Here is a 26,232-nt window from a genome sequence, read left to right on the forward strand (position 1 = left end):
GCCATGGACAGGCGGCTGGCGGGCGAGCGGCGCCCCAGACCCCTGTCGACGCCAGACTTGCCCACCCGCGTTTCGCATAACGCTATTCTACGAACTGGCGGGTGACAATGGAGGTTTCGCGTTTTCGTGGATTTGCGTGCTAGCCGCCCGGTATCGGCAGGACCTCCATGACCTCCACCCCCTCCCCGGGAAAGATAGTGAAATGCGGGTGGCCTTCGAACATCTTTACGGCTGCTTCGTGCGACTCGGCCTGGACCACGACATAGCCGGCGGCGTTGTTGCGGATGTCGGAGATGCCATCGCGGGAGGCCTTCTTGGTCTTGCCCAGCGGGCCGCCGCTGTCGACCACGGCGCCGGCATGCTCGGCCATCCAGGCGCCCCAGGCGGCCATGCCCTTGGCGATCATGGCCTCGTCGGGCGCCGCTCTCTGGGTGTCGGATATCGATCCGGTGTAGAGGGCTAGGAACTTCTTCATCGACGTCTCCTGTTTTGGCGCGAGATGGCCACTCAGTTTTCTCTTGAACGAAACGCCTTGGGCGTCACTCCGGTCCAGCGCTTGAACGCCCGCGCGAACGCCGTCGCGTCGGAAAAGCCGGTCAGATAGGCCGCCTCCTCCACGCTGATCCGCTGGCTGCCCAGATAGTCCAGGGCCAGCCGGTGGCGCAGCTCGTCCAGCACCTGCTCGAAGGTCACGCCCTCGTCCCGCAGACGGCGAAACAGGGTCTGGCGGCTGGCGCCCAGGGCGGCGGCGACTCTGGCCATCGAGGCTGGGCCGGTGTGCAGGCCGGGCGCCAGTTGGGCCTCGACGCGGCCGCGCATGGTGTGGGCGGTCTGCAGCGCCTTGAGCCGCGCCTCGGCGTGCTCGCTGAGGACGCCGAACACATAGCGGGGGTGGGCGGCGATGGGCCAGGCCAGGGCGCCGTCCTTGAAACGGCCGGCGTTCCAGTCCGCCTCGAACACCACCCTGGTCTGGAAGGCGCGGCTGTATTCAGCGGCGTAGGACGGGGCCTTGTGGGTGACATGCAGCTCCTGGACGAAGCTGGGGTCCAGGTAGGAACGGGACCCGCAGATCAGCAGGGCCATGGCCAGTTCGGTCAGCTCCGGGACCAGGTTGGGGTTGGGCCGGTGGTCGACCATCCAGACCCCGTCATCGCGGGTGACCAGGCTGTAGCGGTCCTGGCCCGCGTCGTTGACCAGAGCGCCGTAGCGGCGGACCTGGGCGATGCCCTCGGCCAGGGTCGGGCTGGCCTGGACCAGCAGCCCCACCACCGACATCTGGGCCAGATTGACCGCCTCGCCGAAGTGCAGAACCAGGGCCGGATCGCCGGTCAGGTCCTGGCCGGCCCGGATCAGGGCGACGAAGCGCTCGGCCGGCACGCGGTGGTCGGGGTCTTCCAGGTCGCGGGGGTCCAGGCCCGTGCGCTGGGAGAGCGACCCGGGGTTTGCGCCCCTGGCGACGGCGAAATCGAAAAGGCCCTTGGCCAGGCCGCCGGCGATGGTGAAGGAGGGCATAGGCCTTGATTGGTTCCTGGGGTCAGGACTCTGGCCCCGGCGGTCGTTGAGGGCGGATGGGCTGCGCCATACCCTCGAAGACTACATCAGGTTCGCCGACGGCTGGAAAGGCCGGCGGCGTGGAAGGGTATTCATGAACGAGGTTTCGCTGCTCCGTCTCTATGTGATGCGGGCGACCTTTCTGCTGATCGCTGTGGGCGAAGGGATGCAGATCTGGCCGCTGATCTTTCGTCACCGGCCCTGGAGCGACCCCATGCACGGGGTAGCGGTAGCCCTGCTGGCGGCGCTGACCCTGCTCTGCTGGCTGGGTGTGCGCTATCCGCTGAAGATGGCGCCGCTGATGCTGTTCGAGGGGGTCTGGAAAACCATCTGGATGCTGGCCATCGGCATTCCGGCCTGGCAGGCCGGCCCGCTGACCCCGGCCATGGCCGAGAACATGTTCGCCATCGGTCTGGGCGTCGTGCTGGTCCCGCTGATCCTGCCCTGGCCATACCTGTGGCGGAGTTACGTGACGGCTAAAGGCGACCGCTGGCGCTAAGGAAATCCAGCACCGCGGCGTTGAACAGCCCCGGCCGCTGCAGCGGCGCGAAGTGGCTGGCGCCGGACAGCATCTGGAAGCTTGCGCCGGGGATGGAGGCGGCCAGGTAGCGGGCGTGTTCGGGCCTGATGAACTCGTCGTGCTCGGCCTGGACGATGCGGACGGGAACAGCGATCCGGGCCAGGTCCGCGGCGCCGTAGTTGGGCTGGGTCGCCTGCATGCGGCTGACCGCATCCACGAACGGCTTGAAGTCGTCCGGCGTGGCGGAGAGGGCGGCGTAGTCCTTGGCGTGGCGGGAAAAACAGCGGCCCAGCAGCGGGTTGCTCTCGTCCAGCTCCAGCGTCCCGCTGGGATCGACATTGCAGCCGAAGAAGAACACCCCGGCCACGCGTTCGGGCGCCTGCCGGGCCAGGGCGAGCGCTATGCAGGCCCCATCGCTCCAGCCGACCAGCGGGGCGCGGTCGATCCCCAGATGGTCCATCACCGCGACCAGGTCGGCGGCCATCAGGTCGTAGCTGTAGGGGCGCTCGTCGCGGGTGCTGCGGCCGTGGCCCCGGCTGTCGACGACGATCACGCGGCGGCTGGCTTCGACCAGGACCGGGATCTGATGGGCGAAGTTGCCGCTGTGGCCCAGGCCCCCGTGCAGCAGGATGACCGGTGGGCCGTCGCCGTAGCTGGCGAACCAGATGCGGGCGCCGTCGTGTTCGACATGACCCTCGGCGTCCGGTGGCGGCAGGGTCGCGCCCTGGGCGGCGAAGATCTGCAGGTCGTCGTCGCTCACGGCTCTACAGGCTCGTGGCCCAGGTCCAGACGACCCAGGCGCTGAACGCCAGCGCCGCCAGCGCCAGGACCCTGGCGGCCATCCGCGCCCCGGGCCGCTCGATCAGCCGCGCATCGCGGATCAGGGCCATGGCGCAGAGGCCATAGACCAGCATGAACAGCGCGACCGACAGCCCGATCAGGGTGTTGAACTGCTTGGCCAGGGTCGGCGAGACGGTCAGCAGGGCCGCCCCGGTCATCAACAGGCCGGTGAGGATCAAGCCCCGGCGTGGCGTGGCCGTGGGGTCGGCCTCGGAGACGAGCTTGGGCAGATAGCCGGCATGGGCGCCGGCCCGGCCGGTCTCGGCGGTGACCAGGATCCAGCCGGCCAGGGTGCCGCAGGCCTTCAGCGTGGCGCAGACGGCGACCAGCACCCCGGCGACCGGCCCGGCCAGCCTGGCGACCACGTCGGCGAAGGGCGCGGTGGACCTGGCCAGCTGCTCGGCGGGGATGACGCCCTGCACGGCCAGGCAGGCCAGGATGTAGACCCCGCCGGCCAGGGCCACGCCGCCGAGCGCGGCGATGGGCAGGTTGCGGCCGGGATTGTCGACCTTGGCGGCGGCGGCGTTGGCGCATTCCAGGCCCAGGAAGGCCCAGAAGGCCAGCAGCATCATGGGCGGCAGATTGTGGGTCAGCGGCTGACCCGACGGGTTCCAGGAGCTGGCGAAGACCTCCGGGCTGAACTGCGCCAGGCCCAGGATGGTGGCGGCCAGCACCGGGATCAGCCCCAGGACCAGGGTCGCCCCGCCGAACCGCGCCACCGACCGCGCTCCGGCCAGGTTGACCAGGGTGAACAGCCACAGCACCGCCAGCAGGATGACCAGGGTGATGGCCGGGCTGCCGCTGGTCCCCGGGATCAGCGACTCCAGATAGCCCACCGCCGCCAGGGCCACGGCGACATTGCCGCCCCAGCACGAGACCCAGTAGGCCAGCCAGGCGACGAAGCCGAGGACCGGGTGCAGGCTCTGCTTGGGATAGGCCAGCACCCCGTCGGCCTGCGGCCGCAGCCGGCCCAGGATGGCGAACACCCCGGCGATGGCCAGGGCTCCGGCGGTGGCGGCCAGCCAGCCGATCAGGCTGGAGCTGCCGAACGGGGCCAGGCTGGTCGGCAGCAGGTAGAGGCCCGAGCCGATCATGTTGCCGGCGACCAGGAAGGTGGCCAGCCAGGGGCCCATGCCCTTGTGGGGGAGGGCGATGTTGTCGCTCATGCGTTGAGTTCCGCGATCCGGTTCTGGAACCAGCCGACCGCGCCTTCATGGCGCGGCGACAGGACGCCGGTCTGGTAGACGCCGGCATTGAGGTTGCGCTGCACGGCCTCGCAGATGTCGCGGTCCTGGCCGGTCAGCTGGTCGGAAGCCTCCAGGATGGCGGCCATGTCGTCGCCTTCCTCGTGGAAATAGAGATAGTCGAGCCGGGTGCAATCCGGACCCAGCGGCTTCATGTGCTCGACCATCAGGCCATAGCGGAAGACGTTGATCGCCAGGTTCGGCCACAGCCAGGCCCAGAGGCCATTGTTGGCCCCTGATTTCGTCGGGACGTCATGGATGGCGACCTCGCCGTGCATGGTCACCTGGTAGTCGGCGACCTCGATCTCGGCGGCGAGCTCGGGGTGGATCGGGCCGATGTGATAGCCCTCCAGATAGTTCTCGACATAGGTTTTCCAGTTACAGGCGATCTCATGGCTGCGGCGGGTGACGGCCGGCGCCAGGCGGATGCCGCGTTCTTCGAACAGGGCGTCGAGCGGGCCGACCAGATGGGCCAGCGGCGCGGCCTTGGCGTCCGGATTGACGAAGACGAAGCCGCGCCAGGTCTGCACGGCGGCGGGGTGCAGGCCGAACGCGCGCGGGTCGAAGCCTTCGAGGACGCCGAATCCGACGGCGCTGCGCAGCCGGCCATCCAGCGTGTAGCGCCAGCCGTGATAGCGGCAGGTCAGCTCCTGTCCGCACGACCCCGCGCCATCGTCGACCAGCGGCCCGGCCCGATGCCGGCAGACATTGTGGAAGCCGTTCAGCCCGCCCTGGGCGTCGCGGACGGCCAGGATGGGGTAGCCGGCGATCTCCTCGGCCAGATAGTCCCCCGCCCGCGGCATGTCGGCCTCGCGCCCCAGGAACTGCCAGCCGGCGGCGAACACGCCCCGCCTCTCGGCCTCGAACTGGGCAGGGTCGGAATAGAGGCGGGTCGGCAGGGTGATCTGCATGCCGTCAGCCCAAAGCCGGCACGGCAAAGCCGGGAATGGTCGCCTCGGCGAGCATCGACCCGCCGAACAGGCAGATCAGAAACAGCAGGCCGGTGAAGAACCAGTAGACGGCGGGATTGTCGCGCCGGTCGGCGTATTTGACGCTGAACAGCATCCTGGCGGCCGGCACGCGGCCGGTGACCAGCGCGACAATCAGATGGATGTCGAAGATCAGGTTGACCAGAACCAGAAGCCAGACCGGCATGCGCGACCCCCTCTGGCGGCGACCTGTCAGACCATAGCCCCACGCCGCGCCTTGGCAATCCTGGTCCTAGGGCGCTTTGCGGCCCCGCACGATGTGCATGACGACGACCACCACCGCCGCCAGCAGAAGCAGGTGGATGAGAAAGGAGCTGACATGCATGACGATGAAGCCAAGCAGCCACAGGACGACCAGAACGGCCGCGATCGCGTAAAGCATCGGATGACCCTCGAATTCATGGCGGCCGATTGCCCCCGGCCGACAAATGCCGCGTTCGGGGTTTGGTTCCGGGCGGCCCCAGGCGTTAGGATCGCGGCATGTCCGACGCCGTGACCGATCCCGCCGAAGCGCTGCAGACCCGCCTGCGCGCCGACCTGCGCGCGGCGATGAAGGCGCGCGAGACGCTTGAGGTCAGCCTGCTGCGCGGCCTGATCGCGGCGATCGACAACGCCCAGTCGGCGGGTATTCAGGCTGGTCCATCAGTGTCGGCCGCGCCGGCAGCCAGTTCGCAATGGATGGCGGCCGGCGGGGCGTTCGGCTCCGGCGAAGTCTCGCGGCGGGTGCTGACCGCCACCGATCTGGTCGCCTTGTTGGCGGACGAGGCGGCAAGACGCGAGGCCACGGCGGCTGAGATGGACCGTGTCGGCCGGGCCGACCTGGCCGACACGGCGCGGGCCGAGGCGGCGGTCATCGCCCGCTATCGAGGTTAGGCCTTCTTCACGAACTCGGTCTTCAGCACCAGGTCGCGGACCTTTTCGGCCCGGCATTCGATCTCGCCGGGCTCGCCGGTGAGGCGGATGCCCTTGATCAGCGTGCCGCGCTTGAGCGTGACGCTGGTTCCCTTGACCTTGAGGTCCTTGATCAGGGTGACGTTGTCGCCGTCGGCGAGGATGGCGCCGTTGCTGTCTCTGATGTCCATGGGCCGCTCCCCGGTGTGAAGGCCCGCTTTAGGATGCGCCGGCCCCGCGCGCAAATGTCGGGAATGCGATATGACGATGGGACCCATGCGCTTCGACGACCGCTTCCTGGAAGAGATCAAGGCCCGCCTTCGCCTGTCCGATGTCATCGGCCGGACGGTGAAGCTCAAGCGGCAGGGGCGGGAGTATGTCGGTCTGTCGCCCTTCTCCAAGGAGCGGACGCCCAGCTTTTTCGTCAATGACGACAAGGGCTTCTTCCACGACTTTTCCAGCGGCAAGCACGGCGACCTGATCAGCTTCCTGCAGGAGACCGAGCGGCTGAGCTTCGTCGAGGCGGTGGAGCGGCTGGCGGCCGAGGCCGGGGTGCCGATGCCCGAACCCGATCCCCAGGCCGCCCAGCAGGAACAGAAGCGCCAGGGCCTGGCCGAATGGCTGGAGCATGCCGCCCGCTGGTTCGAGAGCGAACTGGCCCGGCCGGTGGCGCGGGAGGCGCGCGACTACCTGACCCGGCGGGGCTTTCCCGACCGCGAATGGGGCCGTTTCCGGATCGGCTTCGCGCCCAACAGCCGCACCGGCCTGAAGGACTATCTGATCGCCAAGGGGGCCCTTCCGGGAGAGCTGGTCGAGGCGGGCCTCTTGATCGAGCCGGAGGAGGGCGGGGCGCCCTATGACCGGTTCCGCGACCGCATCATCTTCCCCATCGCCGACCAGCGCGGCCGCATCGTCAGCTTCGGCGGCCGGGCGATGGATCCGCAGGCGCGGGCCAAATATCTGAACGGACCGGAGACCAGCCTCTTCCACAAGGGCCGGCTGCTCTATGGCCTGCCTGAGGCCCGCAAGCTGCTGCATGCCGACAGCGCCGGCGACGGCGACCTGGTGGTGGTCGAGGGCTACATGGACGCCATCGCCTGCCAGCGGGCCGGGATCGCGGCCGTGGCGCCGCTGGGCACGGCCCTGACCGAGGACCAGATGGAGGTGCTCTGGCGGCTGCACCCCGAGCCGACCCTCTGCTTCGATGGCGACGCGGCGGGGCGGCGGGCGGCCAGCCGCTCGATGGACCGGGCCCTGCCGCTGCTCAAGCCCGGCAAGAGCTTCAAGTTCGCCCTGGTCACCGGCGGCAAGGACCCCGACGACGTGCTGCGCGAGCAGGGGCCGGCGGTGCTGAAGGCCCAGCTGGCCGCCACCACCCCCTTCGTCGAGGCGCTGTGGGTGCGCGAGCGCGACCAGGAGCCGCTGGACACCCCCGAGCGCAAGGCGGGCCTCAAGGCGAGGCTGCGCGCCGCCGCCGGAGCCATCGCCGACAAGGACCTGGCCCAGGCCTATCGCGACGACCTGCTGGGCCGGCTGGACGCGCTGATGCCGGCGCGGTCGGCGGCGCCGGCCGGAGCCTATGGCCGGCCCCGGACCCCGGGCCGGGGCGGCTGGCGCAATGCGCCCGAGCCTCTGACCTTTCCGACCGCCGAGGGCCGCAACGCCGCCCGCCGGCTAGCCACATCGGTCGATCCGATCGCCGCCGCCCTGGCCAAGGGGGCGCTGGAAGACCCGCACCGACTCGACGACCATCTGGAGACGCTGGAACATCACGGCTTCGGCGACCCGGCCCTGAGCGAATTGGCCAAGGAAATCATTCATCTAAGAATCGACGCTGACATCCTTGACAGTGGGGCCCTCACACGCCATCTCCGCGAACGTGGATTTGACGCACTGCTGACTGACATCGACCGGGCCGCCGCGAACGCGGGCGCGCCCTTCCTGAAACAGGATGTCACCCTCGCCGTCGCCAGGTCCCAGTGGACGCGTGCTTTTGAGGTGATGAACCGCTTGGCCGCGCTCGAGACCGCAGTCGCCTCCGCGAAGGGTAACCTCGCGGAGCGTTCCGACATGATTGCGATCGAGCGCCTGAAAGCCGAGCGCGACACTTTGAAGCGGCGGGTCCGGTCTGGGACGCTGTGGGATGAGAACGAGGTTTCCTGACGGAGTGTGCGCCCTAAATCCTTTCCCTTACGCCCAGGCGGTCCGCCCCCGCCTTCGCCGGAGAGCTTGATGAGCACCAATACCGCGACCGAGACGCCCGAAGCCGCTGAAGCCCCCGAGAAGGACGGCCCGCTGCTCGACCTGACCGATGCCGGGGTCAAGAAGTTCATCAAGCAGGCCAAGACCCGCGGCTACGTCACCATGGACGAGCTGAACAAGGTGCTGCCCAGCGAGGAAGTCACCTCCGAGCAGATCGAAGACACCCTGGCCATGCTTTCGGAGATGGGCGTCAACGTCGTCGAGGCCGAAGAGGACGGCGAGGCCGCCGAGGGCTCCGAAGTCGCCAACCGCGAAGAGACCGCCGTCGCCACCGACGCCGAGTCCAAGCCCGCCTATGACCGCACCGACGATCCGGTGCGGATGTATCTGCGCGAAATGGGCAGCGTCGAGCTGCTGTCGCGCGAGGGCGAGATCGCCATCGCCAAGCGGATCGAGGCCGGCCGCGACACCATGATCCGGGGCCTGTGCGAAAGCGCCCTGACCTTCGAGGCCATCATGGTCTGGCGCGAAGAACTGGGCACCGGCCGCATCCTGCTGCGCGAGGTCATCGACCTGGAGCAGACCTATGGCGGCCTCAATCCCGTCATCCCGGTCGAGGACCAGCCGCCGCCCGAGCCGGCCGCCGAACCTGAAGAAGGCGCCGAGCCCAAGGCCGAGGGCGAGGAAGACGACGACGACTTCGACGACGGCGCCGGCCCCACGGTCAGCGCCATGGAGGCCGAGCTGCGCGACGGGGTCATGGCGACCCTGGACGCCATCGCCGGCGACTTCGACGCCTTCCGCCGCCTGCAGGAGAAGCTGGTCGAGCGCCGCCTCAAGGGCCAGGACCTCAAGGACGAAGACCGCAAGTCCTACGACGCGGCCAGCAGCGCCATCGTCACCCGGCTGAAGACCCTGAAGCTGAACAACAACCGCATCGAGGCCCTGGTCGACCAGCTCTATGCGATCAACCGCCGCCTGATGGCGCTGGAAGGCCGGCTGCTGCGCCTGGCCGACAGCTATGGCATCAGCCGCGCCGAGTTCCTCAAGGCCTATCTGGGCAGCGAGCTGAACCCGACCTGGACCGACATCGTCAAAAGCCTGGGCGTGCGTTGGACCAAGTTCGCCGAGAACGACGCCGGCTCGATCGGCGACATCCGCACCGAGATCGCCGCCCTGGCCACCGAAACCGGCGTGCCGATCGACGACTACCGCCGCATCGTCCAGACCGTGCAGAAGGGCGAACGCGAAGCCCGCCAGGCCAAGAAGGAAATGGTCGAGGCCAACCTGCGCCTCGTCATCTCCATCGCCAAGAAATACACCAACCGCGGCCTGCAGTTCCTGGACCTGATCCAGGAGGGCAATATCGGCCTGATGAAGGCGGTCGATAAGTTCGAATACCGTCGCGGCTACAAGTTCTCGACCTACGCCACCTGGTGGATCCGCCAGGCGATCACCCGCTCGATCGCCGACCAGGCCCGGACCATCCGCATCCCGGTGCACATGATCGAGACGATCAACAAGATCGTCCGCACCAGCCGCCAGATGCTGCACGAGATCGGCCGCGAACCGACCCCGGAAGAACTGGCCGAGAAGCTGGCCATGCCGCTGGAAAAGGTCCGCAAGGTCCTGAAGATCGCCAAGGAACCGATCAGCCTCGAGACCCCGATCGGCGACGAGGAAGACTCGCACCTGGGCGACTTCATCGAGGACAAGAACGCGGTCCTGCCCATCGACGCGGCCATCCAGTCCAACCTGCGGGAGACCACCACCCGCGTGCTGGCCAGCCTGACGCCGCGCGAGGAGCGGGTGCTGCGCATGCGTTTCGGCATCGGCATGAACACCGACCACACCCTTGAGGAAGTCGGCCAGCAGTTCTCGGTGACCCGCGAGCGCATCCGGCAGATCGAGGCCAAGGCCCTGCGCAAGCTGAAGCACCCGTCGCGGTCGCGGAAGCTGCGGAGCTTCCTGGACAGCTAGCGCGACACGGCTCCTCTCCTCTAACGAGGAGAGGAGCCGGCTTTATCCAAACGGCCACCGCCACTTCGTCTTCTTCGGCTTGGGCGGCGCCTGGACCTTGCAGCAGTCCTTGCTCTTGGCCCCCGGCTCGTACCCCGCCCCGATCCGCGTCTCGATGGCCCCCCGGTCATTGCGATAGGCCGTGAGGTAGTCGAGGAAGGGCTTGTCGCAGCCCAGGACCGTGGCGCATTCGATCTGGCGGTCGGTGGCGTCGACTTCGCGATCGACCTCGTCCTTCAGGTCCTTGGCCGGGCCGCCGTGGCTGCGGTACTGGGCCAGGTGCCAGCAGTCGTGGAAGAAGAAGGTCGGGCGCCTCGGGCCGTCGATGCCGTCGGTCAGGAACTCGTCGATCTCCCAGTAGAAGGTGGCCGCCTCCTGGTCCATGAACGGCCGGGTCATCGCCGCGCCGTGCCACATGACCTTCTCGAAGAAGATGATCCGGTCGGTCCCCAGGAAGGCCTTGCGCTGGGCGTCCGACCACTGGGCGGCGTTGATGCGGTTGGCCATCTCGACGACGTCGGAGGCGGCGCCGTGCAGCTTGGCCTGGTCGGTGATCGAGGAATCGAACAGGCAGGGGACCTGCTTGCCCAGCACGGTGATGACGAACATGGCGCGGCCTCCCGTTAGACGGGCGGAGCTTAAGCCAACATATCCAGCAGAGTCCCGGTCATCTCGTCGGCCGCCTTGATGACGGCGAGGTTGGCCTTGAAGTCGGTCTTGGCCTGGACCTGTTCGACGACTTCGCGGCCAAGGTCGGCGTCCGGCGCGACCATGCGCACGGCGCTGGCGGTGAACCGGTCGGTGGCGCGGGTCAAGCCGGCGCTGGCGATGGAGAGGGCGTCCATGCGGTCAGACTGAACCCTCGCCCTTAAGCCATCGCGACCAAGCATGGTGAATCAGGGCGCGGAATAGACCCCGATCGCCTCGCCGCTGGCCAGGACATGCCCCTTCATCGCGGCCACGACGCCGCTGCGGCCGGCGGTGGGCGGCAGGTTGAGGACAGTGTCCAGGGCGAAGACCTGGAAGTGGTAGTGATGGTCGCCCGTCCCCTTCGGCGGCTTGGGCCCGAACCAGCCGAGGCCGAGGCCGCTGTTGAAGCCCTGCTTCATCCCCGGCGGAGCGGTGGCGGCGGTCAGGCCCTCGGGCAGGCTGCGGGTCTTGGCCGGCAGGTTCCAGGCCAGCCAGTGGACGAAGGGCTCGGGCCGGTTGGCGTCGGGATCCTCGACGATCACCACCCAGCTCTGCACCCCGCCGGTGGAGCCCCAGGCCAGGGGCGGGGAGAGGTTGTCATGATAGCCGCTGTTGCGGTCCGCCAGCCGCTGGCCGGCCCCGAGGGCGGTGCTGCTGACCGGCAGGGGGATGGCCGACAGGGCCGGGGCAAGGTTCAGCGCCAGCGGCTTGGCCGGCTTGATGACCTGGACGGGCGGCGGGGCCGGCGGGACGGCGGCGGTCGCGGCGGGCTTGCCGCAGGCCGCCAGGGCGACGGCGATGGTGAGCAGGAGAGGGGCTTTGAGCATGGGGTTTCTCCATCGACCCGACCCTGCAACAGCGGGCCAGTAACGGGCGGGTTCCTCGCCAAACACGCGACCTAAGTTGACGTGAGAGGCTCGGCAAGCCAGCTTCCGGTCCCAAGACCATAAGACCACTGGGGGAAGGGGCCCTATGAACCCGATTTCTTTGCTGCTGCGGCTGGGGGCCCTGATCCCCGTTATCTATTACGGTGTGATCGTCTGGGGCGCGCTGACCACGCCCGGCTTCAACTACATGGCCCAATCCTTCGATGAACTGGGCAAGGCCGGCGCCCCGACCGCCAAGATCTTCGCCGACGCCATGATCGCCGTCGGCGGCCTGGCCGTGCTGCTGGCCCTGACGGGCCTGCTGGCCATGCGCCGGCTGGGGGCCGGCATGCTGTCGGCCATCCTGGCCAGCCTGTGCATCGCCGGCTGGGGCGTGTGGATGATCATGGGGGGGCTGCATTCCACCACCGATCCCAAGCTGATGCAGGCCATGGGCCTGGCCATCCACGCCGCCCCGCTGTTCCTGCTCTGGGCGCTGGGCGGACGCAGCGACGTCAGCGGCTTCAAGGGCCTGCTCACCCTCTCCTTCCTGGCGGGCCTGGCCCTGCTGGCGGTGATGATGAACTGGATCCCGCAGGTCGCCGCCATGCTGAAACAGACGGTCGGGCCCATCGTCACGGCCGACAAGGCCGGCCTGTGGCAGTTCGCCTACTCGCTGACCATCGTGCCGTGGCTGGGCCTGATGGGCCTGGCCCTGGCCGGCAGCCTGGACGCCCGCGCCCGCCGCGCGGCCAACCTGAGCCGCACCAGCGTCACCACCTTCTCGGACTGACACCCACTGCAAAACGATCAGGGCCCCGGAGCGTCGCCGCTCCGGGGCCCTTTTCGTAGGCTAGTCCCTGGGGACTACTGCCAGGTGGTGTAGCCCAGCTGCAGAACCTTGGGGTAGCCGGCGTTGATGCCGTTGACCCGGAACTGGCTGATGCGGCCGCTGTTCAGCTTCATGCAGATGTAGCTGCCGACCGGGACCGCGTAGAGCGGGACCTGGGCGGTGGTGTAGCTGGCCACCGAGCAGCCGGCGAAGCCGCGGTTGCTGCGGTCGCCCACCGCGATCTTGGCCCCGTTGATCGGCGCCAGATACATGTGGGTCGGATCCACGGCGTGGAACCACAGGTCCGCCCCGGCCGCGCCAACGTTGCCGTTGTCGAAATTGACCTGGTAGGTCTGCTGCAGGGTCACCGGACCGGTGGAGAAGGTGACGGGAACCGGAACCGGAATCGGAGGCCAACCGCCGCCGGGGCCGCCCGGACCGCCAGGCCCACCCGGACCGCCGGGGCCACCCGGGCCAGGCCAGCCCGGGAAGTGGCAGCTGAAGCCGCCGGGCCGCGAGGTGCAGACCTGTCCCGGAGGGGCGTTGCGCTGGATCGAACCGGCGGCGCCGTAGCGGCACTGCAGGGCCGGCGTTCCGCCGATATTGATGACCTGCGTATCGCTGAGCGACTCGACGATGGGGGTGTTCCACCAGCCGCCGGGCAGCGGGGTGGTGATCTCGCGCCGGACCTGGCTGGCCGGGCAGTTGATTTCGGTGGCGCTGGCCGTGGCCGGCGCGGCGAGAGCCAGAAGGCCGGCGATGCCGGCCCCCGACAGAAGAAGCGACGTCTTGTTCATTTACAGCCTCCCTGGGTTTGAGTTGGCGGGACCGGTGTTGGCCCGTCGCAATCAGATAACAGGGGTCTCGATGAACGGCGCCTGAGCGCGAATATCGGATTTGTTCAGGCGAATTTTCAGCGGACCGATACTGGTCCACACTGACGCCCCGACCGGCGTGTGGAGCAGCCAGCATGATCCGATACGAGCGCAAAGGCGAGCCCCTGGCCTCGCGCGGCGTCTTCCTGATGCGGCTGGTGGGGAACGGCGTCGTCTCCCTGATCATCATCGGGGTGTCGGTGGTCGGCGGCATGGCCGGCTATCACTACACCGAACACATGAGCTGGCTGGACGCCTTCGCCAACGCCGCGATGATCGCCTCGGGGATGGGCCCGCTGGCCCCGCTGGAGACGGTGGCCGGCAAGTGGTTCGCGGGGATGTACGCCCTCTACAGCGGCCTGGTGCTGGTGGGCGCCTCGGGCCTGGTCCTGGCCCCGATTCTCCATCGGGTGATGCACAGCCTGCACGTCGCCGATGACGATGACGACAAGCCGGAGCCGCGTAAATTGCACTAGCTACCGCCAGGCGTAGTTGAAGCTGACCGACACCCGTTCGGACCGCGCGCCGTTAGCCGGCACCTCGTGGCGCAGCCAGCTCTCCCACATCAGCACCGTGCCCGCTTCCGGCGTCACATAGACGAAGGACTGGCTGTCCTCCGGCGCGTCCGTCTTGCGATTCGGGGCCGCCATCATCAGCGGCAGGCGGGGGTCTTCCAGCCTGAGGGCGGAGGCCCTGGGCGGGACTTCCAGGTAGAGGGTCCCGCTCAGCACGCTGTGGGGGTGGATGTGGCCGCTGTGGAAGCCGCCGGGCTTGAGGACATTGACCCACAGGCTGTCGAGGGTGAGGGGCCGGCCCTTGAGGTCCATGGCCAGCGCCTCGGCGAAGGCGGCGGCGTGGCGGTCCAGCTTGCGCTTGAGCCGGCCAAAGGCGGTCATCCGCTTGGGCAGGTCGTCCAGCGAGGCGTAGGAGGTGTAGCCGGGGTAGCGGTTGGCCTTGCACCAGGCCTGGCCGGCCGTGTCCTCGCCGGCCAGCAGGGCGGTGGCGTCCAGCAGGTCCTCCAGCAGGGCCTCGTCGCCGAGCTGGTCTTCATAGAGGCGGGTGACGAAGAGGGAGCGAAGGGCCATGCCCCTCAGGTAACCGCCCGCCGCGTCGCTGCATAGGGATCGTCGACCACGCGGCTGGTCAGGTTGAACACCATGGTCGCCCGCTTTTCGGCGTCATAGGCCGGCCAGGCGGGCAGCAGGCTGTTGTTGGGATCGCCCGTCCTGGCGAAGGCCAGCCAGGCGGCGCTCATCTGCTTGGCCAGCACCTGCGGCGCGGGGCCCTCGCCGACCAGGACCCGCGCCTTGTCGACATTGTCGAAGACCAGCGGGATTTCCAGGGTGTGGGGCGACTTGAACGGGCCGACCGGGGTCTCCCATTCCAGCAGGTAGGCGTAGGCCGGGGCGCGGTGCTGGTCGGCCTTGCGGGTGGCGATCTGCACAGAGCCGGCGAACATCCGGCCATAGGTGATCAGGTTGGCGGCCAGATAGGTGGGCGAATAGTCGGGGAAGTCGGCCTTCAGCGCCGCCACCACGGCCATGGCCTTGTCGCCGAACAGGTTCTTGGCCTGGGTCATCAGGCCCGCCTCGTCCAGCCTGCCGAACCAGGGGGCCGAGGCCAGGAACAGGGTCATCTCGTCCTTGTTGATGCCGATCATCACCGGCACGTTGGCGCTGATCGCCGGGGCCTTGGGATCCCAGGGCTGGGCGGGCAGGATGTCGCCATCGACCACGGGGGAGAACCCCGAGCGGTCGAAGCCGGCGCCCGGCTGCTTGGCCTCGGCCTTGTAGGCGGCGGCGATGATCTGCTGATAGGGCAGGGCGCGCAGGGCCGCGACATCGCCCTCGGCGACGCCTAGCTCGGCCAGCAGGTCCTTGCGCAGATTGGCCGCCCGCTCGGCCGGCACGGCGCGCACGCCGGGGCCGCTCTCGATGATCGCCTTATGGAACAGGCCCTTGGCGGCCGGCATGGCCAGCAGGTAGCTGACCTTGGCCCCGCCGCCGCTCTCGCCGAAGATGGTGACGTTGCCGGGATCGCCGCCAAACAGAGCGATATTGTCCCGCACCCAACTGAGCGCCATGACGATGTCGAGCATGCCGGCATTGCCGCTGCCCTTGACGCCCGGCAGGTCGAGATAGCCGAAGACGTTGAGGCGGTGGTTGAGGCTCACCACCACCACGTCGCCACGACCGGCCAAGTTGGTCCCGTCATAGATCGGCCAGGCCCCTGAGCCGTAGGCGAAGCCGCCGCCGTGCAGCCAGACCATGACCGGACGCTTGCGCTGCTTGCTCGCATCCGGCGTCCAGACGTTCAGGTAGAGGCAGTCCTCGCTCTGCGCGGCGACCTCGGCGGCGGTGGGGAAGATGGTCTGCAGCGCCTTGCCCAGCTCGCTGGTCGGGGCGGCGGCCGAGGGGCTGGGCATCTGGATGGCCGGCGCGCCGAACTTGACGGCTTGGAGGCGTCCAGACCAGCCCGCCTTGGGGACAGGCGGCGCAAAGCGGCGGTCGCCCGTCGGGGGCTCGGCATAGGGAATGCCCTCGAAAACCTGGACGGAAACGCCGGGTTCAGGGCCGTTGACGCCGCCGAGGATCGTCCCCTTCGGCGTGATGACCTGAGCCATTGGGGGCGCAGTTCGCGCGCGGGCGACCGTCGGACCCAGAAGCCCAACGCCTAGCGACGCGCCCAGGCCCAGCAGATGGCGGCGGTCGAACGCTGTGGTGTCGGTCATGCTCGCCTCCGCCCCAAATCGGTGGAAAGTCTTCGAAACCACGGTATCCCCCGGCGCCCCCTTCGTCGAGAATTCTCGCCTGCCAGCCGACAAGGGCCCTTTCGCTTCCCGCCTGAACGGCGATAACTTGCCGGCAACAAAATCCGGGAGGGACTAAGCATGAAGGCCGCCGTTCTGCGCGAAGTGGGCAAGCCGCTTCAGATCGAGGACGTCAAGATCGGCAAGCCCGGTCCCCACGAGGTGCTGATCCGCACGGCCGCCGCCGGGGTCTGCCACTCGGACCTGCACTTCGTCGAAGGCAAGTATCCCTTCCCGCTACCGGCCGTGCTGGGCCACGAGAGCGCCGGGGTCGTCGAGCAGGTCGGCTCGGAAGTGCGCACCGTCAAGGTGGGCGACCATGTCATCACCTGCCTGTCGGCCTATTGCGGCCACTGCGAGGTCTGCCTGACGGGCCATATGAGCCTCTGCACCAGTCCCGACACCAAGCGGGGCAAGGGCGATGAGCCGCGCCTGTTCCGCGAGGACGCCGGCGCCTCGACGATGAACCAGTTCCTGAACCTGTCGTCCTTCGCCGAGCAGATGCTGATCCACGAGCATGCCTGCGTGGCCATCCGCCGCGACATGCCGCTGGACGTGGCGGCCCTGATCGGCTGCTCGGTGACCACGGGCGTGGGCGCGGTGATCCACACCAGCAATGTGCGGGCCGGCGAGACCGTGGCGGTCATCGGCTGCGGCGGGGTGGGCCTGGCGGCGATCAACGGCGCGGCCATCGCGGGCGCGGGGCGGATCATCGCCATCGACCGGATCGGCTCCAAGCTGAACCTGGCCAAGCATTTCGGCGCCACCGACGTCATCGACGCCTCGGCCGACGATCCGGTCAAGGCGGTCATGGACCTGACCGGCGGCGGCGTGCACCACAGCTTCGAGGCCATCGGCCTGAAACAGACCGCCGAGCAGGCCTTCCGCATGCTGCGCCGGGGCGGCACGGCCAACATCATCGGCATGATCCCGGTCGGCACGACGATCGAGCTGCATGGCGCCGACTTCCTGGGCGAAAAGCGCATCCAGGGCAGCCTGATGGGCTCCAACCGCTTCCCGGTCGACATGCCGCGGTTCGTGGACTTCTACATGTCGGGCAAGCTGAAGCTCGACGAGATGATCAGCCGCCGTATTCCGCTCACCGGCGTCAACGAGGCGCTGGAGGAACTGAAGACCGGCGAACTGGCCCGCTCGGTCATCGTCTTCGATCACTAACATCAGCGCGCCCGGCCCCGATCAGGGGCCGGGTCTGCCGCCACGCCTTGACAGCGACGAGTGATCGGCGGCTAATTCTGTCATGACAGAAATAACCGATCAGGCGCGCAAGCTGCCTCCCGCCGTGGAGGAGATCGTCCTGCGCTGGGGCGATCTTGGCGGCCAATGGGGGGTCAACCGGTCTGTCGCCCAGATCCAGGCCCTGCTGTTCCTGAGCGATTCCCCGCTCACCGCCGAGGAAATCTCCGAGACCCTGGGCATGGCGCGTTCGAACGTGTCGAACAGCCTCAAGGAACTGATGGCCTGGAAGCTGATCCACCGCACGCCTGTCCTGGGCGACCGGCGCGATCATTACGTGGCCGAGACCGATCTCTGGCAGATGGCCACCAAGGTGGCCCAGGGCCGCAAGGCGCGGGAGATCGATCCGATGGTCGCCGCGATCAAGGACGCCATGGCGCATCTGGAAGACAACAGCGCGGGCGTCAGCCCCCAGGTGAAGAGCCGCCTGCGCAACATGCATGAATTCGTGACCACCGTGGACAGCTGGTACCAGCAGATGCTGCAGGTGCCGCCCGAGGTCCTGATGCGGCTGATCCGCATGGGCGCCAAGGTGGTGGGCCTGCTGAACCTGGTCAGCGGTAAGCCGCGTGGGGGCGGCGAGGCCGACTGACGGCAAAAAATTTCGCCATTTATTTCTGTAATTACAGAATTGCCCGTTTGAAGTGACTGAGGGGAACAGGATGCAACAAGACACACGGCCCACCAGGACGCCCAGGCGCCGCCCGACCGGGCGTCTTCTCTCGGCCTTCGCCCTGGCCCTTGCGATTGCCCTCAGCACCTACCTGCTGCTCAATTTTTCCAGTTCCGCGAGCGCCTGGCTGGCCAGCTTCTGGTTCCTGGCCATGCTGCCCGCCATGCTCTGCGCGCTGATCTGCTATTTCGGCGATCCGGACCAGAAACGGGGAGACGCTTTCTACTGGCTGGTTCCGGTGGTGCTGATTGGGCTCGTCGATGTGGGCTCGGCCCTGGTCCTGCATGAGGGTGTCATCTGCCTGCTGATGATTTCTCCCATCTGGATCGCCTTTGGATGGATCGGCGCCTTCCTGATGCGGGGGCAGCGCCGACGCGGGACAGGCCGCAACACGTTGCAGTCCAGCCTGCTGATCATCCCGCTGATCGCCGGCCTGGCGGAGGCGCAGATTCCGCGTCCGAGCGAGCAGGTCGAACTGACCCGCAGCATCCTGATCCAGGCCACGCCCGACGAGATCTGGCCTTATGCGGTTTCCAACCCCTCGATCAGTCCGCGTGAGGGACGCTGGACCATCACCCACAACATTATCGGCCTGGCCCGTCCGCGCGCCACCGTCATGGCCGGCGCCGGCGTTGGCGCGGTGCGTACCGCCTACTGGGGCGACAACATCAATTTCGAGGAGCGGATCACCCAATGGGCGCCCGGCCGCCGGCTCGGCTGGCGCTTCCGCTTTTCCAACAGCTCGCTGCAGGACTACACCGACAAGCACATCTCGCCCGATGGCGAGTTTCTGAAGGTGGAGTCCGGCGACTACACGATCCGTCGGATCTCGGCGGACACCAGCGAACTGACCCTTCGCACCCGCTATTTCGCCAGGACCCACGTCAACCTCTACGCCCGGCTATGGGGCGAGCTGCTGCTGGGGGATACCGAGGACAACATCCTGACGATCATCAAGAACCGGTCAGAGGCGGCGCATCGAAGGGGCTAGGGGCTAGGGGCTAGCTAATCCCTAATCCCTGGTCCCTCTTCTGCTACCGCCGCAGCCGCGCCTTGGCCGCGCGGTCGAAGTCGACCTGGGCCAGCTTGGGGGTTTCGCTCTTGTCGTCGGCGGGGCGGGCGCCGCCCAGCATGCCGTCGATGCGGGCCTTGGCCAGGCGGAAGTCGACCAGCTCGCGGCCTTCCAGGATGGTGCCCTGCGGGACCTTGGCGCCGATCGGGTTGACCCGAACGCCCTTGAACCAGACCTCGTAGTGCAGGTGCGGGCCGGTCGCCACGCCGGTGGCCCCGACATAGGCGACGACCTGGCCCTGCCGGACCCGAACGCCCGGCCGGATGCCCGGGGCATAGCGCGAGATGTGGCCATAGCCGGTGTCCCAGCCGCCGTTGTGACGGATGCGCAGCCAGTTGCCATAGCCGCCCCAGCGGCGGGCTTCGAGAATGACGCCGTCGCCGGCCGCCAGGATCGGGGTGCCGGTCCCGGCTCCGAAGTCCACGCCCTGGTGGGCGCGGGTGTAGCCCAGCACCGGGTGGCGGCGCATGCCGAAGAGGGAAGTGATCCGCGCGCCGTCGACCGGGGTGCGCAGCAGGAAGCCCTTGATGTTCTGGCCCAGCGCATCGAAGAACTCGATCGTCCCGCCGCGCTTGAAGCCGTAGAAGCGCTGGCCCTTGACCTCGGCGTACTGCAGGTCGCCGGCCTCGACCGTGCGGCCGCTTTCGGTGACCTTGCGATTGAACACCAGGCAGAACTCGTCGCCCGACTTGATGTCGCGGGTGAAGTCCAGCTTGTGGCCGAACAGCTGGCTGGCCTGGCTGATGATGGCGGGGCTGGCGCCGGCGCGGCTGGCGCTCTCGTAGAGCGAGCCTTCCATCTCACCGCAGGCGACCGTGGTCTCGGCGGTGACCTTCTCCTGCAGCTCGCGCAGGCGAAGCGCGCCGTCGAAGGTGCGAGACAGGGTGATGGCGCTGGCCGGGCCGGTGCGCATGGAGAGGCCGATCAGCCGGGCGGGGCCTCGGCTCTGGCGCGGCTTGGCGATGGCGGCGACGAAGGCCATGCCGGCCTTGATGTTGACGATGTCGGTGGCCTGGCTCAGGGCCTGGACCGCCCGGCGGGCGTCCTCGGGACCGACCCCGGCGCGGCCGACGGCGGCCTCCATGGTCTCGCCCGGGCGGACGGTGACGGGGACGCTGACGCCACGGTCGAAGCCGGGCATGGCCTCGGCGCTGGCGAAGGCGGCGTGCTGCAGCGAGGTGAGGGCGGCGGGATCCAGCGGCGGCACGGCGGGCAGGTCGTCGCCGGCGGTCAGCCGCCAGCCCAGACCCAGCGCGATGAAACCGGCGATGGCCACGGCGATGCGCGGAGCCAGGCGGTAGGTCGGACGTCGCGGATCGAATTCCTGCATCGTTTCCCCGTCACTGACGATGCCGCGGCAACAGCTTCAAAATGACACGGCTGAGACGCCTCTCAGCAAACACCGGGCCGTTTCATGCCCGGTAGACCCCGCGAAACGCAAGCAATATTCAGTGCTTCGGTCGATATGTCACGTCCTGGTAAACAATGTTCGACCAACGCTCAGAGCAGCGCCTGGCAGGTCTCGGCCGGCCGGCAAAGCGCCGCGCCCTTGGGGGTCACGACGATGGGCCGCTGCACCAGGATCGGGTGCTCGACCATGGCGCTCAGGATGGCGTCGTCGGACGCGGCCGGATCGGTCAGGCCCAGGTCCTCGGCGGGGGTGCCGGCGACCCGCAGGACGTCGCGCGGGGTCTTGCCCATCTGCTTGAGCAGGGCCTGCAGCTGGGCCTTGGTCCAGCCGGTCTTGAGGTATTCCACCACGGCCGGTTCGACTCCTGCCTCGCGGATCAGGGCCAGGGTGTTGCGCGAGGTGCCGCAGGCGGGGTTGTGAAAGATGGTGACGGTCATTGTCTCAGGTCTCGATACGGAATGAACTCGGGCGGTGGCGAATCGTCGTCGACAAGGCTCTGGCCCCACCAGCCGACATCGCGCCAGGCGCCCAGCTTGTAGCCCACCCGGCGATAGACGCCGACGGGCGCGAAGCCCACCGATTCGTGCAGGGCGACGCTGGCGGAATTGGGCAGGGCGATGCCGGCGAACACCGAGCAGATCCCCTGGCGGCGCAGGCGAGCGAGCAGGTCGCGATAGAGGGCCTTGCCGACCCCGCGGCCTCGCGCGGTCTCCGCCAGATAGATCGAGACATTGGCTGACCAGCGATAGGAGGCCGTTGGGCGATGGGCGCCGGCATAGGCGTAGCCCAGGAAGGCGCCGTCTTCCTCCGCCGCCAGCCAGGGAAAGTCCGGCAGGGTGGCGGCGACGCGGCGGGCCATTTCGTCGGGCGTCGGCGGTTCGGTCTCGAAGCTGATGGCGGTGTCGCGGACGATGGGGCCGTAGATGGCGGCCACGGCGGGGGCGTCTTGCGGGGAGGCGTCGCGGATGATCACGGCGTGGCGGGTCTCGCGGGTTTCAACAGCCAGCCAAACAGCGCCCAGGCCGTCAGCGCGCCGATGACTTGGCCCAGCAGAAAGGCCGGAATGGAGTGCGGCGCAATACCGGCGAAGCTGTCGCTCAGCGACCGGGCCAGGGTGATGGCGGGGTTGGCGAAGCTGGTCGAGGCGGTGAACCAATAGGCGGCGGTGATGTAGAGGCCGACACAGGCGGGGGTCAGGGCCGGGCGCAGGCGCACGCTCGCCAGGATGGTCGCCACCAGGCCGAAGGTCGCCACCGCCTCGCTGAACATCTGGGCCGGCCCCTCGCGCAGGTGGGTGGAGACCTGGATGACCGGCAGGCCGAACATCAGATGGGCGGTCCAGGCCCCGGCGATGCAGCCGGCGATCTGGGCGAGGGCGTAGAGGCCGGCCTCGCGCCATGTCAGTTCGCAATTCAAGGCGGCGACCAGCGACACGGCCGGGTTGAAATGCGCCCCGGAGATCGGCCCGAACACCACGATCAGCACCACCAGCCCCGCCCCGGTGGCCAGGGTGTTGCCCATCAGGGCGATGGCGACATTGCCGCCGGCCAGGGTCTGGCCCATGACCCCCGAGCCGATGACCACGGCGGCCAGCAGCAGCGAGCCCAGGAACTCGGCGGTCAGGCGGCGGAGTGGGCCAAACGGCGGCGGCTCAACCGGCATGACGGCCGATGTCGCTCAGGCGGGCCTGCAGGGTGAGGGTGTCCAGGCTCCTGATCGGCAATGCGGCGAACAGTTCGAGGCGCCGATAGAGCTGGCCGTAGATCTCGGCGAAGGCCATGGCGACTTCCGCGTCCGACCCTTCGACCGCCGCCGGGTCGGGCACGCCCCAGTGGGCGGTCATCGGCTGGCCGGGCCAGATCGGACAGACCTCGCCGGCGGCGTTGTCGCAGACGGTGAAGACGAAATTCAGTTCGGGCGCGTCTGGATGACTGTCCCGGGAGAACTCTTCCCACGACTTCGATTTCAGGCCTTCGGTCGAATAGTTCAGCCGCTGCAGCAGGGCCAGGGCGTGGGGATTGACCTTGCCGGTGGGCATGGACCCCGCGGACCAGGCCTTGAACCGGCCCGCGCCCAGCCGATTGAGGATGCATTCGGCCATGATCGAGCGCGCCGAATTGCCGGTGCACAGGAACAGCACGTTGAAGACGTCGGTCATGGGCCCCTCAGCAGGAAGTCTTGGCGCCGCAGGCCGCCGCCTGTTCGGTCAGCAGGGCGGCCGGGGCGCAGATGGCCGGCTCGCCGGAGCAGCAGTCCTCCATCAGGAAGGCCAGCAGGTCGCGCATGCTGTCGTAATCGGCGACATAGATGATCGAGCGGCCCTCGCGCCGCGAGCTGACCAGCCCGGCGTGGGTGAGGATTGTAAGATTGGTCGACAGGGTGTTGGCGCGGCTGTCGGTCAGCCGGGCGATCTCACCGGCCGGCAGGCCCGCCGCCCCGGCCTTGACCAGCAGGCGGAAGGCCCCAAGCCGCCCTGGATGGGCCAGGGCGGACAGGGCGGCGATGGCGTCGGTCTGTTCCATGATTCGAGAATAGCCGAATTTATGTGACAGGTGCGCGTCAGTCCCTCACCCGCAGCACGAGGCCACGGGCGCGGTGGGGGCGGTCGCCACGGGTTCCTCGTCCTCGCCATAGCGGGTCGCTTCGCCGAAGGTGTGGAAGGTCTCCCAGCGCACACCCGACGGATCGGTGACCCAGCTCTTGTCCGACTTGGCGTAGCAGCAGGTGGTGGCGGTCTGGTCGAAGGTGGTCTCGCCGGCGGCCTTCAGCCGGGCGGCGATGGCGGCCAGGGCTTCGCCGGTCTCGGCCTGGATGCCGACATGGTCGACTCCCGCCGCGCGGCCACGGCTGGAAATGGCCAGGTTCACCCGGGGATCGTCGAGCATCCATTTGGCGTAGTCGTCCTTCACGACGGCGGGCTGCGCGCCGAACAGGGTCGAGTAGAAGCCGATCGAGCGGGCCAGATCGTCGACGGCGATATGCAGGTGCAGGCGGTTCATAGTTAGTTCCCTATTTCCAGAAATCTGGAAATAAGGAAGCGTATTCGGCGGGCGCTGTCAAGCGGCCTGTTGGCGGCTACCAGGTCTGCTTGAGACTGCCGATGACGATGGTCGAGTCCGAGCTGTCCCAGGGGGCCAGGGTCTTCGGCCGCGCCGGCAGGGGTTTGGCGTCGGCCGGCCAGGACAGGGTCTCGGCGCCGTAGCGGATTTCCACCGATCCCGGTCCCGCCGGCTTGAAGGTGACGGCGCCGGGGCCGCCCACCCAGACGAGGTGGGACCATTGGCCGGGCTTGGCCAGCAGCTTGGCCGGGCGGCCATCGACGCGGACATCGGTGGCGGCGACATCGGTCCTGAGGTCCAGGCTCATGGCCCGGCCTTCGGCGGGCGGGGCGAACAGCACCGCGACCGTGCCGTCCGTCTGGGGCGGCAGGTTTATGACCGGCTGGGTGGCGGCGACAGCCTTGGCGGGCGCGGCGGGAACTCCGCGCGGGGCGAAGGGCGCGAAGGCCTGTTTGCCCAGGGCTCCGCCGTCGGCGGTCAGCACGCCGCGGGTCCAGGGGTCCATGCCGGGGCTGAGGGCGACCCGCCAGCTCTTGTGGCTGTTCAGGTCGGTGACATAGGCGATCCGGCTGACCTGAGGGTGGCGCTCGGTCCAGGGACTGTGGAAGCGCACCACGGCAAGGCCGATCAGGCCCAGAGCCATCAGCGCCGGCCCGGTCCAGCGGCTGGCCCGCTGGGCCAGCGGCCAGGCCAGGACCATGCCTAAGAAGCCGAACAGGGCCAGCAGGTCGGGGATGTCCAGGCCCTGGGCGACGCCGTGGAAGTAGACGCCCAGCCAGCCCAGGCCGATGGCGATCAGTCCCGCCTCGCCGAAGCGGATGATCGGGGTCGAGCTGGAGCCCAGTGCGCCCACGGCCGCCATGAAGGCCCCCAGCAGCAGCGGCCAGGCGATCAGGAAGGCGGTGGCCGGGGCGGCGATCTGCAGGCCCAGCGCCACCAGCAGGGCCAGGACCAGAGCGCCCAGCCAGGCGCTGGCCAGGGGCGGGGGCTTGCCCAGGAAGCTGACCGCCAGGATGGCCGTGGCCAGGCCGACGCCCAGCCCCACGACATCCCAGCCGCCGAACAGCGAACAGAGGGCGCCGCCGGCGATCGGGGCGGCCACCGCCCAGCGCACCTTGATGCCGTTGGCCAGAGCCGAGGCGGCGTGCAGGGCGACCCCGGCGGTCAGCAGGGCCAGGACGCTCTCCCACAGGCCCCACTGCGCCAGCAGCGGCCGCATCTCCAGGAAGCCGAACCCCACCCCGGTGGCCCGGCGCACCAGATGCAGCATCAGGGCCGTGGCCAGGATCATGTAGAGGGTCCCGCCCACGCCCTTGAGCGTGGCCAGCGGCGCGACGCCGGTCTTGTGGCCGGGGCGCACGGCCCGGACCAGCAGCAGGACCGCGGCCAGCAGGACCAGCCAGCCGACCCAGGCCGGATAGGCCAGCACATGGTCGCCGAAGGTCTGGCTGTAGACGGCCTCGGGCGCCGGGGCTGGCAGGACCTTGGCGAAGGCCAGGGCCCGGGCGGCGGCCAGCACCTGCTCGCCCATGTGCTGCACCGAGCCCTGGTCCAGGTTGGCGGGAGTGGAGCTGGGCGAATGATAGTCGAACTGCCGGCCGATGAAGGCGAAGTTCAGCCCGGTGATCCCGGCCGCCTTGGACACCGTGAAGTCGGTGTCGTTGGGCATGTGCTCATAGAGGAAGACCGCCAGCGAACTGGAGATCGGGGCCTTGGCGTTCTCGGCGAAGAGGCCGATCAGGGCGCCGTTCCTCGGCCCGGTCTGGAACATGTTGGCCCGACCGCCGCCGCCGCGGCTTTCCATGTTCAGCACCAGGCCGACATGCCTGGCCAGCGGGTCCTGCTCGAAGAAGGCGTGCGCGCCCAGCAGGCCCGCCTCCTCGCCGTCGGTGATCAGGATGATGACGTCGCGGGCCGGCGTCCCCTGGGCCTTGAGGATGCGGGCGATCTCCAGGGCGCTGGCCACCCCCGTGGCGTCGTCGGCCGCACCGGGCGAGCCGGGGACGCTGTCGTAATGGGCCATGATGGCGATGGCCGGGGCGCTGCGATCCCTGCCCGGAATGACGCCGATAATGTTCCGCACCCGCCCGCCGATGGCCCACTGACCGCCGTTGAAGCTGTTCTGGAAGAAGGCCCTGGCGTCCTGAACGCGGGGGGCCAGGCCCATCGCCGTCATCCGCCCGACCAGATAGTCGCGCACCGCGTCGTTTTCCGGCGATCCCAGGGGGTGAGGGGTTTTGGCGACGACCTCGATGTCCTTCATCGCCCGTCCGGCCGAGAAGACATCGGCCGGCGCGTCGGCCGCCAGGGGCCTCGGCGTCACCGTCCCCTGCCAGGCGATGAGAAGTCCGCCAACCATGGCCGCCAGCAGCCAGACACTCCGCCCCATGGTCTTTCTCCCTTATTGGGGGCGCAGGGAGACATGGTGTCGGCAT

General features: G+C 68.6%; 31 protein-coding genes. 9 read left to right on the forward strand and 22 right to left on the reverse strand.

Going from position 1 to position 26,232, the window contains the following annotated elements:
- Positions 1-139: 139 nt before the first annotated feature.
- Both QO010_RS19560 and QO010_RS19565 read right to left on the reverse strand, forming a co-directional pair.
- A complete protein-coding gene (locus tag QO010_RS19560; RefSeq protein WP_307351993.1) occupies positions 140-475 on the reverse strand; it encodes a YciI family protein in 336 nt (111 codons plus the stop codon).
- A 32-nt stretch (positions 476-507) separates the two neighbouring features.
- The gene (locus QO010_RS19565) at positions 508-1,512 is read right to left on the reverse strand and encodes an AraC family transcriptional regulator (RefSeq protein ID WP_307351995.1); all 1,005 of its coding nucleotides are present in this window, start codon (positions 1,510-1,512) and stop codon (positions 508-510) included.
- A gap of 133 nt (positions 1,513-1,645) precedes the next feature.
- Between QO010_RS19565 and QO010_RS19570 the strand changes: the two genes are divergently transcribed.
- Positions 1,646-2,050: a hypothetical protein gene (locus QO010_RS19570; protein WP_307351997.1), complete on the forward strand. Its 405-nt coding sequence runs from the start codon at positions 1,646-1,648 to the stop codon at positions 2,048-2,050.
- On the opposite strand, the gene QO010_RS19575 is transcribed toward QO010_RS19570, so the two are convergent.
- The 5 genes from QO010_RS19575 to QO010_RS19595 form a co-directional block, all read right to left on the reverse strand.
- The gene (locus tag QO010_RS19575; RefSeq protein WP_307351999.1) at positions 2,028-2,831 is read right to left on the reverse strand and encodes an alpha/beta fold hydrolase; all 804 of its coding nucleotides are present in this window, start codon (positions 2,829-2,831) and stop codon (positions 2,028-2,030) included. The genes QO010_RS19570 and QO010_RS19575 overlap by 23 nt on opposite strands.
- 4 nt (positions 2,832-2,835) lie before the next feature.
- Positions 2,836-4,077, reverse strand: a complete 1,242-nt coding sequence (locus tag QO010_RS19580; RefSeq protein WP_307352000.1) for an amino acid permease — start codon at positions 4,075-4,077, stop codon at positions 2,836-2,838.
- Positions 4,074-5,066, reverse strand: a complete 993-nt coding sequence (locus QO010_RS19585) for an aromatic ring-hydroxylating oxygenase subunit alpha (protein WP_307352001.1) — start codon at positions 5,064-5,066, stop codon at positions 4,074-4,076. Before QO010_RS19585 ends, QO010_RS19580 begins: the two co-directional genes overlap by 4 nt.
- A 4-nt stretch (positions 5,067-5,070) precedes the next feature.
- A complete protein-coding gene (locus tag QO010_RS19590) occupies positions 5,071-5,310 on the reverse strand; it encodes a hypothetical protein (RefSeq protein ID WP_307352002.1) in 240 nt (79 codons plus the stop codon).
- 66 nt (positions 5,311-5,376) lie between these two features.
- Positions 5,377-5,526, reverse strand: coding sequence for a lmo0937 family membrane protein (locus QO010_RS19595; RefSeq protein ID WP_307352004.1), 150 nt, complete (start codon positions 5,524-5,526; stop codon positions 5,377-5,379).
- Between the two features lie 98 nt (positions 5,527-5,624).
- On the opposite strand from QO010_RS19595, the gene QO010_RS19600 reads away from it, so the two are divergent.
- Positions 5,625-6,017, forward strand: a complete 393-nt coding sequence (locus QO010_RS19600; protein WP_307352005.1) for a GatB/YqeY domain-containing protein — start codon at positions 5,625-5,627, stop codon at positions 6,015-6,017.
- On the opposite strand, the gene QO010_RS19605 is transcribed toward QO010_RS19600, so the two are convergent.
- Positions 6,014-6,226, reverse strand: coding sequence for an alkylphosphonate utilization protein (locus QO010_RS19605; protein ID WP_307352006.1), 213 nt, complete (start codon positions 6,224-6,226; stop codon positions 6,014-6,016). The genes QO010_RS19600 and QO010_RS19605 overlap by 4 nt on opposite strands.
- A gap of 85 nt (positions 6,227-6,311) precedes the next feature.
- On the opposite strand from QO010_RS19605, the gene dnaG reads away from it, so the two are divergent.
- Positions 6,312-8,198: a DNA primase gene (dnaG, locus tag QO010_RS19610; protein WP_307352073.1), complete on the forward strand. Its 1,887-nt coding sequence runs from the start codon at positions 6,312-6,314 to the stop codon at positions 8,196-8,198.
- 69 nt (positions 8,199-8,267) lie between these two features.
- The gene (gene rpoD, locus QO010_RS19615; RefSeq protein ID WP_307352007.1) at positions 8,268-10,217 is read left to right on the forward strand and encodes an RNA polymerase sigma factor RpoD; all 1,950 of its coding nucleotides are present in this window, start codon (positions 8,268-8,270) and stop codon (positions 10,215-10,217) included.
- A gap of 42 nt (positions 10,218-10,259) precedes the next feature.
- Here rpoD and QO010_RS19620 read toward each other — a convergent pair whose 3' ends face one another.
- The 3 genes from QO010_RS19620 to QO010_RS19630 are packed head-to-tail and all read right to left on the reverse strand — an operon-like array spanning position 10,260 to position 11,773.
- Positions 10,260-10,865 (reverse strand): hypothetical protein, encoded by a 606-nt coding sequence (locus QO010_RS19620; protein WP_307352008.1) that lies wholly within the window; start codon positions 10,863-10,865, stop codon positions 10,260-10,262.
- 29 nt (positions 10,866-10,894) lie between these two features.
- Positions 10,895-11,101 (reverse strand): flagellar basal body rod C-terminal domain-containing protein, encoded by a 207-nt coding sequence (locus tag QO010_RS19625; protein WP_307352009.1) that lies wholly within the window; start codon positions 11,099-11,101, stop codon positions 10,895-10,897.
- 51 nt (positions 11,102-11,152) lie between these two features.
- Positions 11,153-11,773 (reverse strand): YbhB/YbcL family Raf kinase inhibitor-like protein, encoded by a 621-nt coding sequence (locus QO010_RS19630; protein ID WP_307352010.1) that lies wholly within the window; start codon positions 11,771-11,773, stop codon positions 11,153-11,155.
- A 145-nt stretch (positions 11,774-11,918) separates the two neighbouring features.
- Here QO010_RS19630 and QO010_RS19635 point away from each other — a divergent pair, with 145 nt between their 5' ends.
- Entirely contained in the window at positions 11,919-12,605 is a 687-nt protein-coding gene (locus QO010_RS19635) for a DUF998 domain-containing protein (protein ID WP_307352011.1), read from the forward strand.
- A gap of 74 nt (positions 12,606-12,679) precedes the next feature.
- Here QO010_RS19635 and QO010_RS19640 read toward each other — a convergent pair whose 3' ends face one another.
- On the reverse strand, positions 12,680-13,441 hold the full coding sequence (locus tag QO010_RS19640) for a hypothetical protein (protein WP_307352012.1): 762 nt from the start codon (positions 13,439-13,441) through the stop codon (positions 12,680-12,682).
- Positions 13,442-13,614: 173 nt separating this feature from the next.
- On the opposite strand from QO010_RS19640, the gene QO010_RS19645 reads away from it, so the two are divergent.
- Entirely contained in the window at positions 13,615-13,995 is a 381-nt protein-coding gene (locus QO010_RS19645; RefSeq protein WP_307352013.1) for a hypothetical protein, read from the forward strand.
- On the opposite strand, the gene QO010_RS19650 is transcribed toward QO010_RS19645, so the two are convergent.
- Together QO010_RS19650 and QO010_RS19655 are read right to left on the reverse strand one after the other, a co-directional pair.
- Positions 13,996-14,604 (reverse strand): TIGR02466 family protein, encoded by a 609-nt coding sequence (locus tag QO010_RS19650; protein ID WP_307352014.1) that lies wholly within the window; start codon positions 14,602-14,604, stop codon positions 13,996-13,998.
- Between the two features lie 5 nt (positions 14,605-14,609).
- Positions 14,610-16,250: a carboxylesterase/lipase family protein gene (locus QO010_RS19655; RefSeq protein WP_307352015.1), complete on the reverse strand. Its 1,641-nt coding sequence runs from the start codon at positions 16,248-16,250 to the stop codon at positions 14,610-14,612.
- Between the two features lie 159 nt (positions 16,251-16,409).
- Here QO010_RS19655 and QO010_RS19660 point away from each other — a divergent pair, with 159 nt between their 5' ends.
- The 3 genes from QO010_RS19660 to QO010_RS19670 all read left to right on the forward strand — a co-directional run bounded on the left by QO010_RS19660 (position 16,410) and on the right by QO010_RS19670 (position 19,246).
- Entirely contained in the window at positions 16,410-17,504 is a 1,095-nt protein-coding gene (locus QO010_RS19660) for a Zn-dependent alcohol dehydrogenase (protein ID WP_307352016.1), read from the forward strand.
- Between the two features lie 82 nt (positions 17,505-17,586).
- Entirely contained in the window at positions 17,587-18,174 is a 588-nt protein-coding gene (locus QO010_RS19665) for a GbsR/MarR family transcriptional regulator (protein ID WP_307352017.1), read from the forward strand.
- A gap of 70 nt (positions 18,175-18,244) precedes the next feature.
- Positions 18,245-19,246 (forward strand): SRPBCC family protein, encoded by a 1,002-nt coding sequence (locus QO010_RS19670; protein WP_307352019.1) that lies wholly within the window; start codon positions 18,245-18,247, stop codon positions 19,244-19,246.
- A 43-nt stretch (positions 19,247-19,289) separates the two neighbouring features.
- Here the strand turns inward: QO010_RS19670 and QO010_RS19675 are convergent, their stop codons facing one another.
- The 8 genes from QO010_RS19675 to QO010_RS19710 all read right to left on the reverse strand — a co-directional run bounded on the left by QO010_RS19675 (position 19,290) and on the right by QO010_RS19710 (position 26,186).
- Positions 19,290-20,657, reverse strand: coding sequence for a peptidoglycan DD-metalloendopeptidase family protein (locus QO010_RS19675; protein ID WP_307352021.1), 1,368 nt, complete (start codon positions 20,655-20,657; stop codon positions 19,290-19,292).
- A gap of 170 nt (positions 20,658-20,827) precedes the next feature.
- Positions 20,828-21,175, reverse strand: a complete 348-nt coding sequence (gene arsC, locus QO010_RS19680; RefSeq protein ID WP_307352023.1) for an arsenate reductase (glutaredoxin) — start codon at positions 21,173-21,175, stop codon at positions 20,828-20,830.
- Positions 21,172-21,711 (reverse strand): arsinothricin resistance N-acetyltransferase ArsN1 family B, encoded by a 540-nt coding sequence (locus QO010_RS19685; RefSeq protein ID WP_307352024.1) that lies wholly within the window; start codon positions 21,709-21,711, stop codon positions 21,172-21,174. Before QO010_RS19685 ends, arsC begins: the two co-directional genes overlap by 4 nt.
- Positions 21,708-22,400, reverse strand: coding sequence for an aquaporin (locus tag QO010_RS19690; protein ID WP_307352026.1), 693 nt, complete (start codon positions 22,398-22,400; stop codon positions 21,708-21,710). The genes QO010_RS19685 and QO010_RS19690 overlap by 4 nt, the downstream gene beginning before the upstream one ends.
- On the reverse strand, positions 22,390-22,896 hold the full coding sequence (locus tag QO010_RS19695; protein ID WP_307352028.1) for an arsenate reductase ArsC: 507 nt from the start codon (positions 22,894-22,896) through the stop codon (positions 22,390-22,392). The genes QO010_RS19690 and QO010_RS19695 overlap by 11 nt, the downstream gene beginning before the upstream one ends.
- Positions 22,897-22,903: 7 nt before the next feature.
- On the reverse strand, positions 22,904-23,260 hold the full coding sequence (locus QO010_RS19700) for an ArsR/SmtB family transcription factor (protein ID WP_307352030.1): 357 nt from the start codon (positions 23,258-23,260) through the stop codon (positions 22,904-22,906).
- A 45-nt stretch (positions 23,261-23,305) separates the two neighbouring features.
- The gene (locus tag QO010_RS19705; RefSeq protein ID WP_307352032.1) at positions 23,306-23,737 is read right to left on the reverse strand and encodes an ArsI/CadI family heavy metal resistance metalloenzyme; all 432 of its coding nucleotides are present in this window, start codon (positions 23,735-23,737) and stop codon (positions 23,306-23,308) included.
- Positions 23,738-23,813: 76 nt separating this feature from the next.
- Complete coding sequence (locus QO010_RS19710; RefSeq protein WP_307352035.1) at positions 23,814-26,186, reverse strand: M20/M25/M40 family metallo-hydrolase; 2,373 nt, start codon at positions 26,184-26,186, stop codon at positions 23,814-23,816.
- Positions 26,187-26,232 lie beyond the last annotated feature (46 nt).

This window comes from Caulobacter ginsengisoli (genome assembly GCF_030814835.1).
GTDB lineage: Bacteria > Pseudomonadota > Alphaproteobacteria > Caulobacterales > Caulobacteraceae > Caulobacter > Caulobacter ginsengisoli.

Excerpts from the sequence above, each read along its gene's own strand:
- QO010_RS19590 (WP_307352002.1), bottom strand. The coding sequence starts at position 5,310 with ATGCCGGTCTGGCTTCTGGTTCTGGTCAACCTGATCTTCGACATCCAT.
- QO010_RS19645 (WP_307352013.1), top strand. The coding sequence starts at position 13,615 with ATGATCCGATACGAGCGCAAAGGCGAGCCCCTGGCCTCGCGCGGCGTC.
- QO010_RS19695 (WP_307352028.1), bottom strand. The coding sequence starts at position 22,896 with ATGACCGACGTCTTCAACGTGCTGTTCCTGTGCACCGGCAATTCGGCG.
- QO010_RS19580 (WP_307352000.1), bottom strand. The coding sequence starts at position 4,077 with ATGAGCGACAACATCGCCCTCCCCCACAAGGGCATGGGCCCCTGGCTG.
- QO010_RS19670 (WP_307352019.1), top strand. The coding sequence starts at position 18,245 with ATGCAACAAGACACACGGCCCACCAGGACGCCCAGGCGCCGCCCGACC.
- arsC (WP_307352023.1), bottom strand. The coding sequence starts at position 21,175 with ATGACCGTCACCATCTTTCACAACCCCGCCTGCGGCACCTCGCGCAAC.
- QO010_RS19585 (WP_307352001.1), bottom strand. The coding sequence starts at position 5,066 with ATGCAGATCACCCTGCCGACCCGCCTCTATTCCGACCCTGCCCAGTTC.
- QO010_RS19640 (WP_307352012.1), bottom strand. The coding sequence starts at position 13,441 with ATGAACAAGACGTCGCTTCTTCTGTCGGGGGCCGGCATCGCCGGCCTT.
- rpoD (WP_307352007.1), top strand. The coding sequence starts at position 8,268 with ATGAGCACCAATACCGCGACCGAGACGCCCGAAGCCGCTGAAGCCCCC.
- QO010_RS19665 (WP_307352017.1), top strand. The coding sequence starts at position 17,587 with ATGACAGAAATAACCGATCAGGCGCGCAAGCTGCCTCCCGCCGTGGAG.
- QO010_RS19600 (WP_307352005.1), top strand. The coding sequence starts at position 5,625 with ATGTCCGACGCCGTGACCGATCCCGCCGAAGCGCTGCAGACCCGCCTG.
- QO010_RS19655 (WP_307352015.1), bottom strand. The coding sequence starts at position 16,250 with ATGACCGACACCACAGCGTTCGACCGCCGCCATCTGCTGGGCCTGGGC.
- QO010_RS19635 (WP_307352011.1), top strand. The coding sequence starts at position 11,919 with ATGAACCCGATTTCTTTGCTGCTGCGGCTGGGGGCCCTGATCCCCGTT.
- QO010_RS19595 (WP_307352004.1), bottom strand. The coding sequence starts at position 5,526 with ATGCTTTACGCGATCGCGGCCGTTCTGGTCGTCCTGTGGCTGCTTGGC.
- QO010_RS19630 (WP_307352010.1), bottom strand. The coding sequence starts at position 11,773 with ATGCTCAAAGCCCCTCTCCTGCTCACCATCGCCGTCGCCCTGGCGGCC.
- QO010_RS19660 (WP_307352016.1), top strand. The coding sequence starts at position 16,410 with ATGAAGGCCGCCGTTCTGCGCGAAGTGGGCAAGCCGCTTCAGATCGAG.
- QO010_RS19700 (WP_307352030.1), bottom strand. The coding sequence starts at position 23,260 with ATGGAACAGACCGACGCCATCGCCGCCCTGTCCGCCCTGGCCCATCCA.
- QO010_RS19560 (WP_307351993.1), bottom strand. The coding sequence starts at position 475 with ATGAAGAAGTTCCTAGCCCTCTACACCGGATCGATATCCGACACCCAG.
- QO010_RS19620 (WP_307352008.1), bottom strand. The coding sequence starts at position 10,865 with ATGTTCGTCATCACCGTGCTGGGCAAGCAGGTCCCCTGCCTGTTCGAT.
- QO010_RS19570 (WP_307351997.1), top strand. The coding sequence starts at position 1,646 with ATGAACGAGGTTTCGCTGCTCCGTCTCTATGTGATGCGGGCGACCTTT.
- QO010_RS19690 (WP_307352026.1), bottom strand. The coding sequence starts at position 22,400 with ATGCCGGTTGAGCCGCCGCCGTTTGGCCCACTCCGCCGCCTGACCGCC.
- QO010_RS19605 (WP_307352006.1), bottom strand. The coding sequence starts at position 6,226 with ATGGACATCAGAGACAGCAACGGCGCCATCCTCGCCGACGGCGACAAC.
- QO010_RS19650 (WP_307352014.1), bottom strand. The coding sequence starts at position 14,604 with ATGGCCCTTCGCTCCCTCTTCGTCACCCGCCTCTATGAAGACCAGCTC.
- dnaG (WP_307352073.1), top strand. The coding sequence starts at position 6,312 with ATGCGCTTCGACGACCGCTTCCTGGAAGAGATCAAGGCCCGCCTTCGC.
- QO010_RS19565 (WP_307351995.1), bottom strand. The coding sequence starts at position 1,512 with ATGCCCTCCTTCACCATCGCCGGCGGCCTGGCCAAGGGCCTTTTCGAT.
- QO010_RS19675 (WP_307352021.1), bottom strand. The coding sequence starts at position 20,657 with ATGCAGGAATTCGATCCGCGACGTCCGACCTACCGCCTGGCTCCGCGC.
- QO010_RS19625 (WP_307352009.1), bottom strand. The coding sequence starts at position 11,101 with ATGGACGCCCTCTCCATCGCCAGCGCCGGCTTGACCCGCGCCACCGAC.
- QO010_RS19705 (WP_307352032.1), bottom strand. The coding sequence starts at position 23,737 with ATGAACCGCCTGCACCTGCATATCGCCGTCGACGATCTGGCCCGCTCG.
- QO010_RS19710 (WP_307352035.1), bottom strand. The coding sequence starts at position 26,186 with ATGGGGCGGAGTGTCTGGCTGCTGGCGGCCATGGTTGGCGGACTTCTC.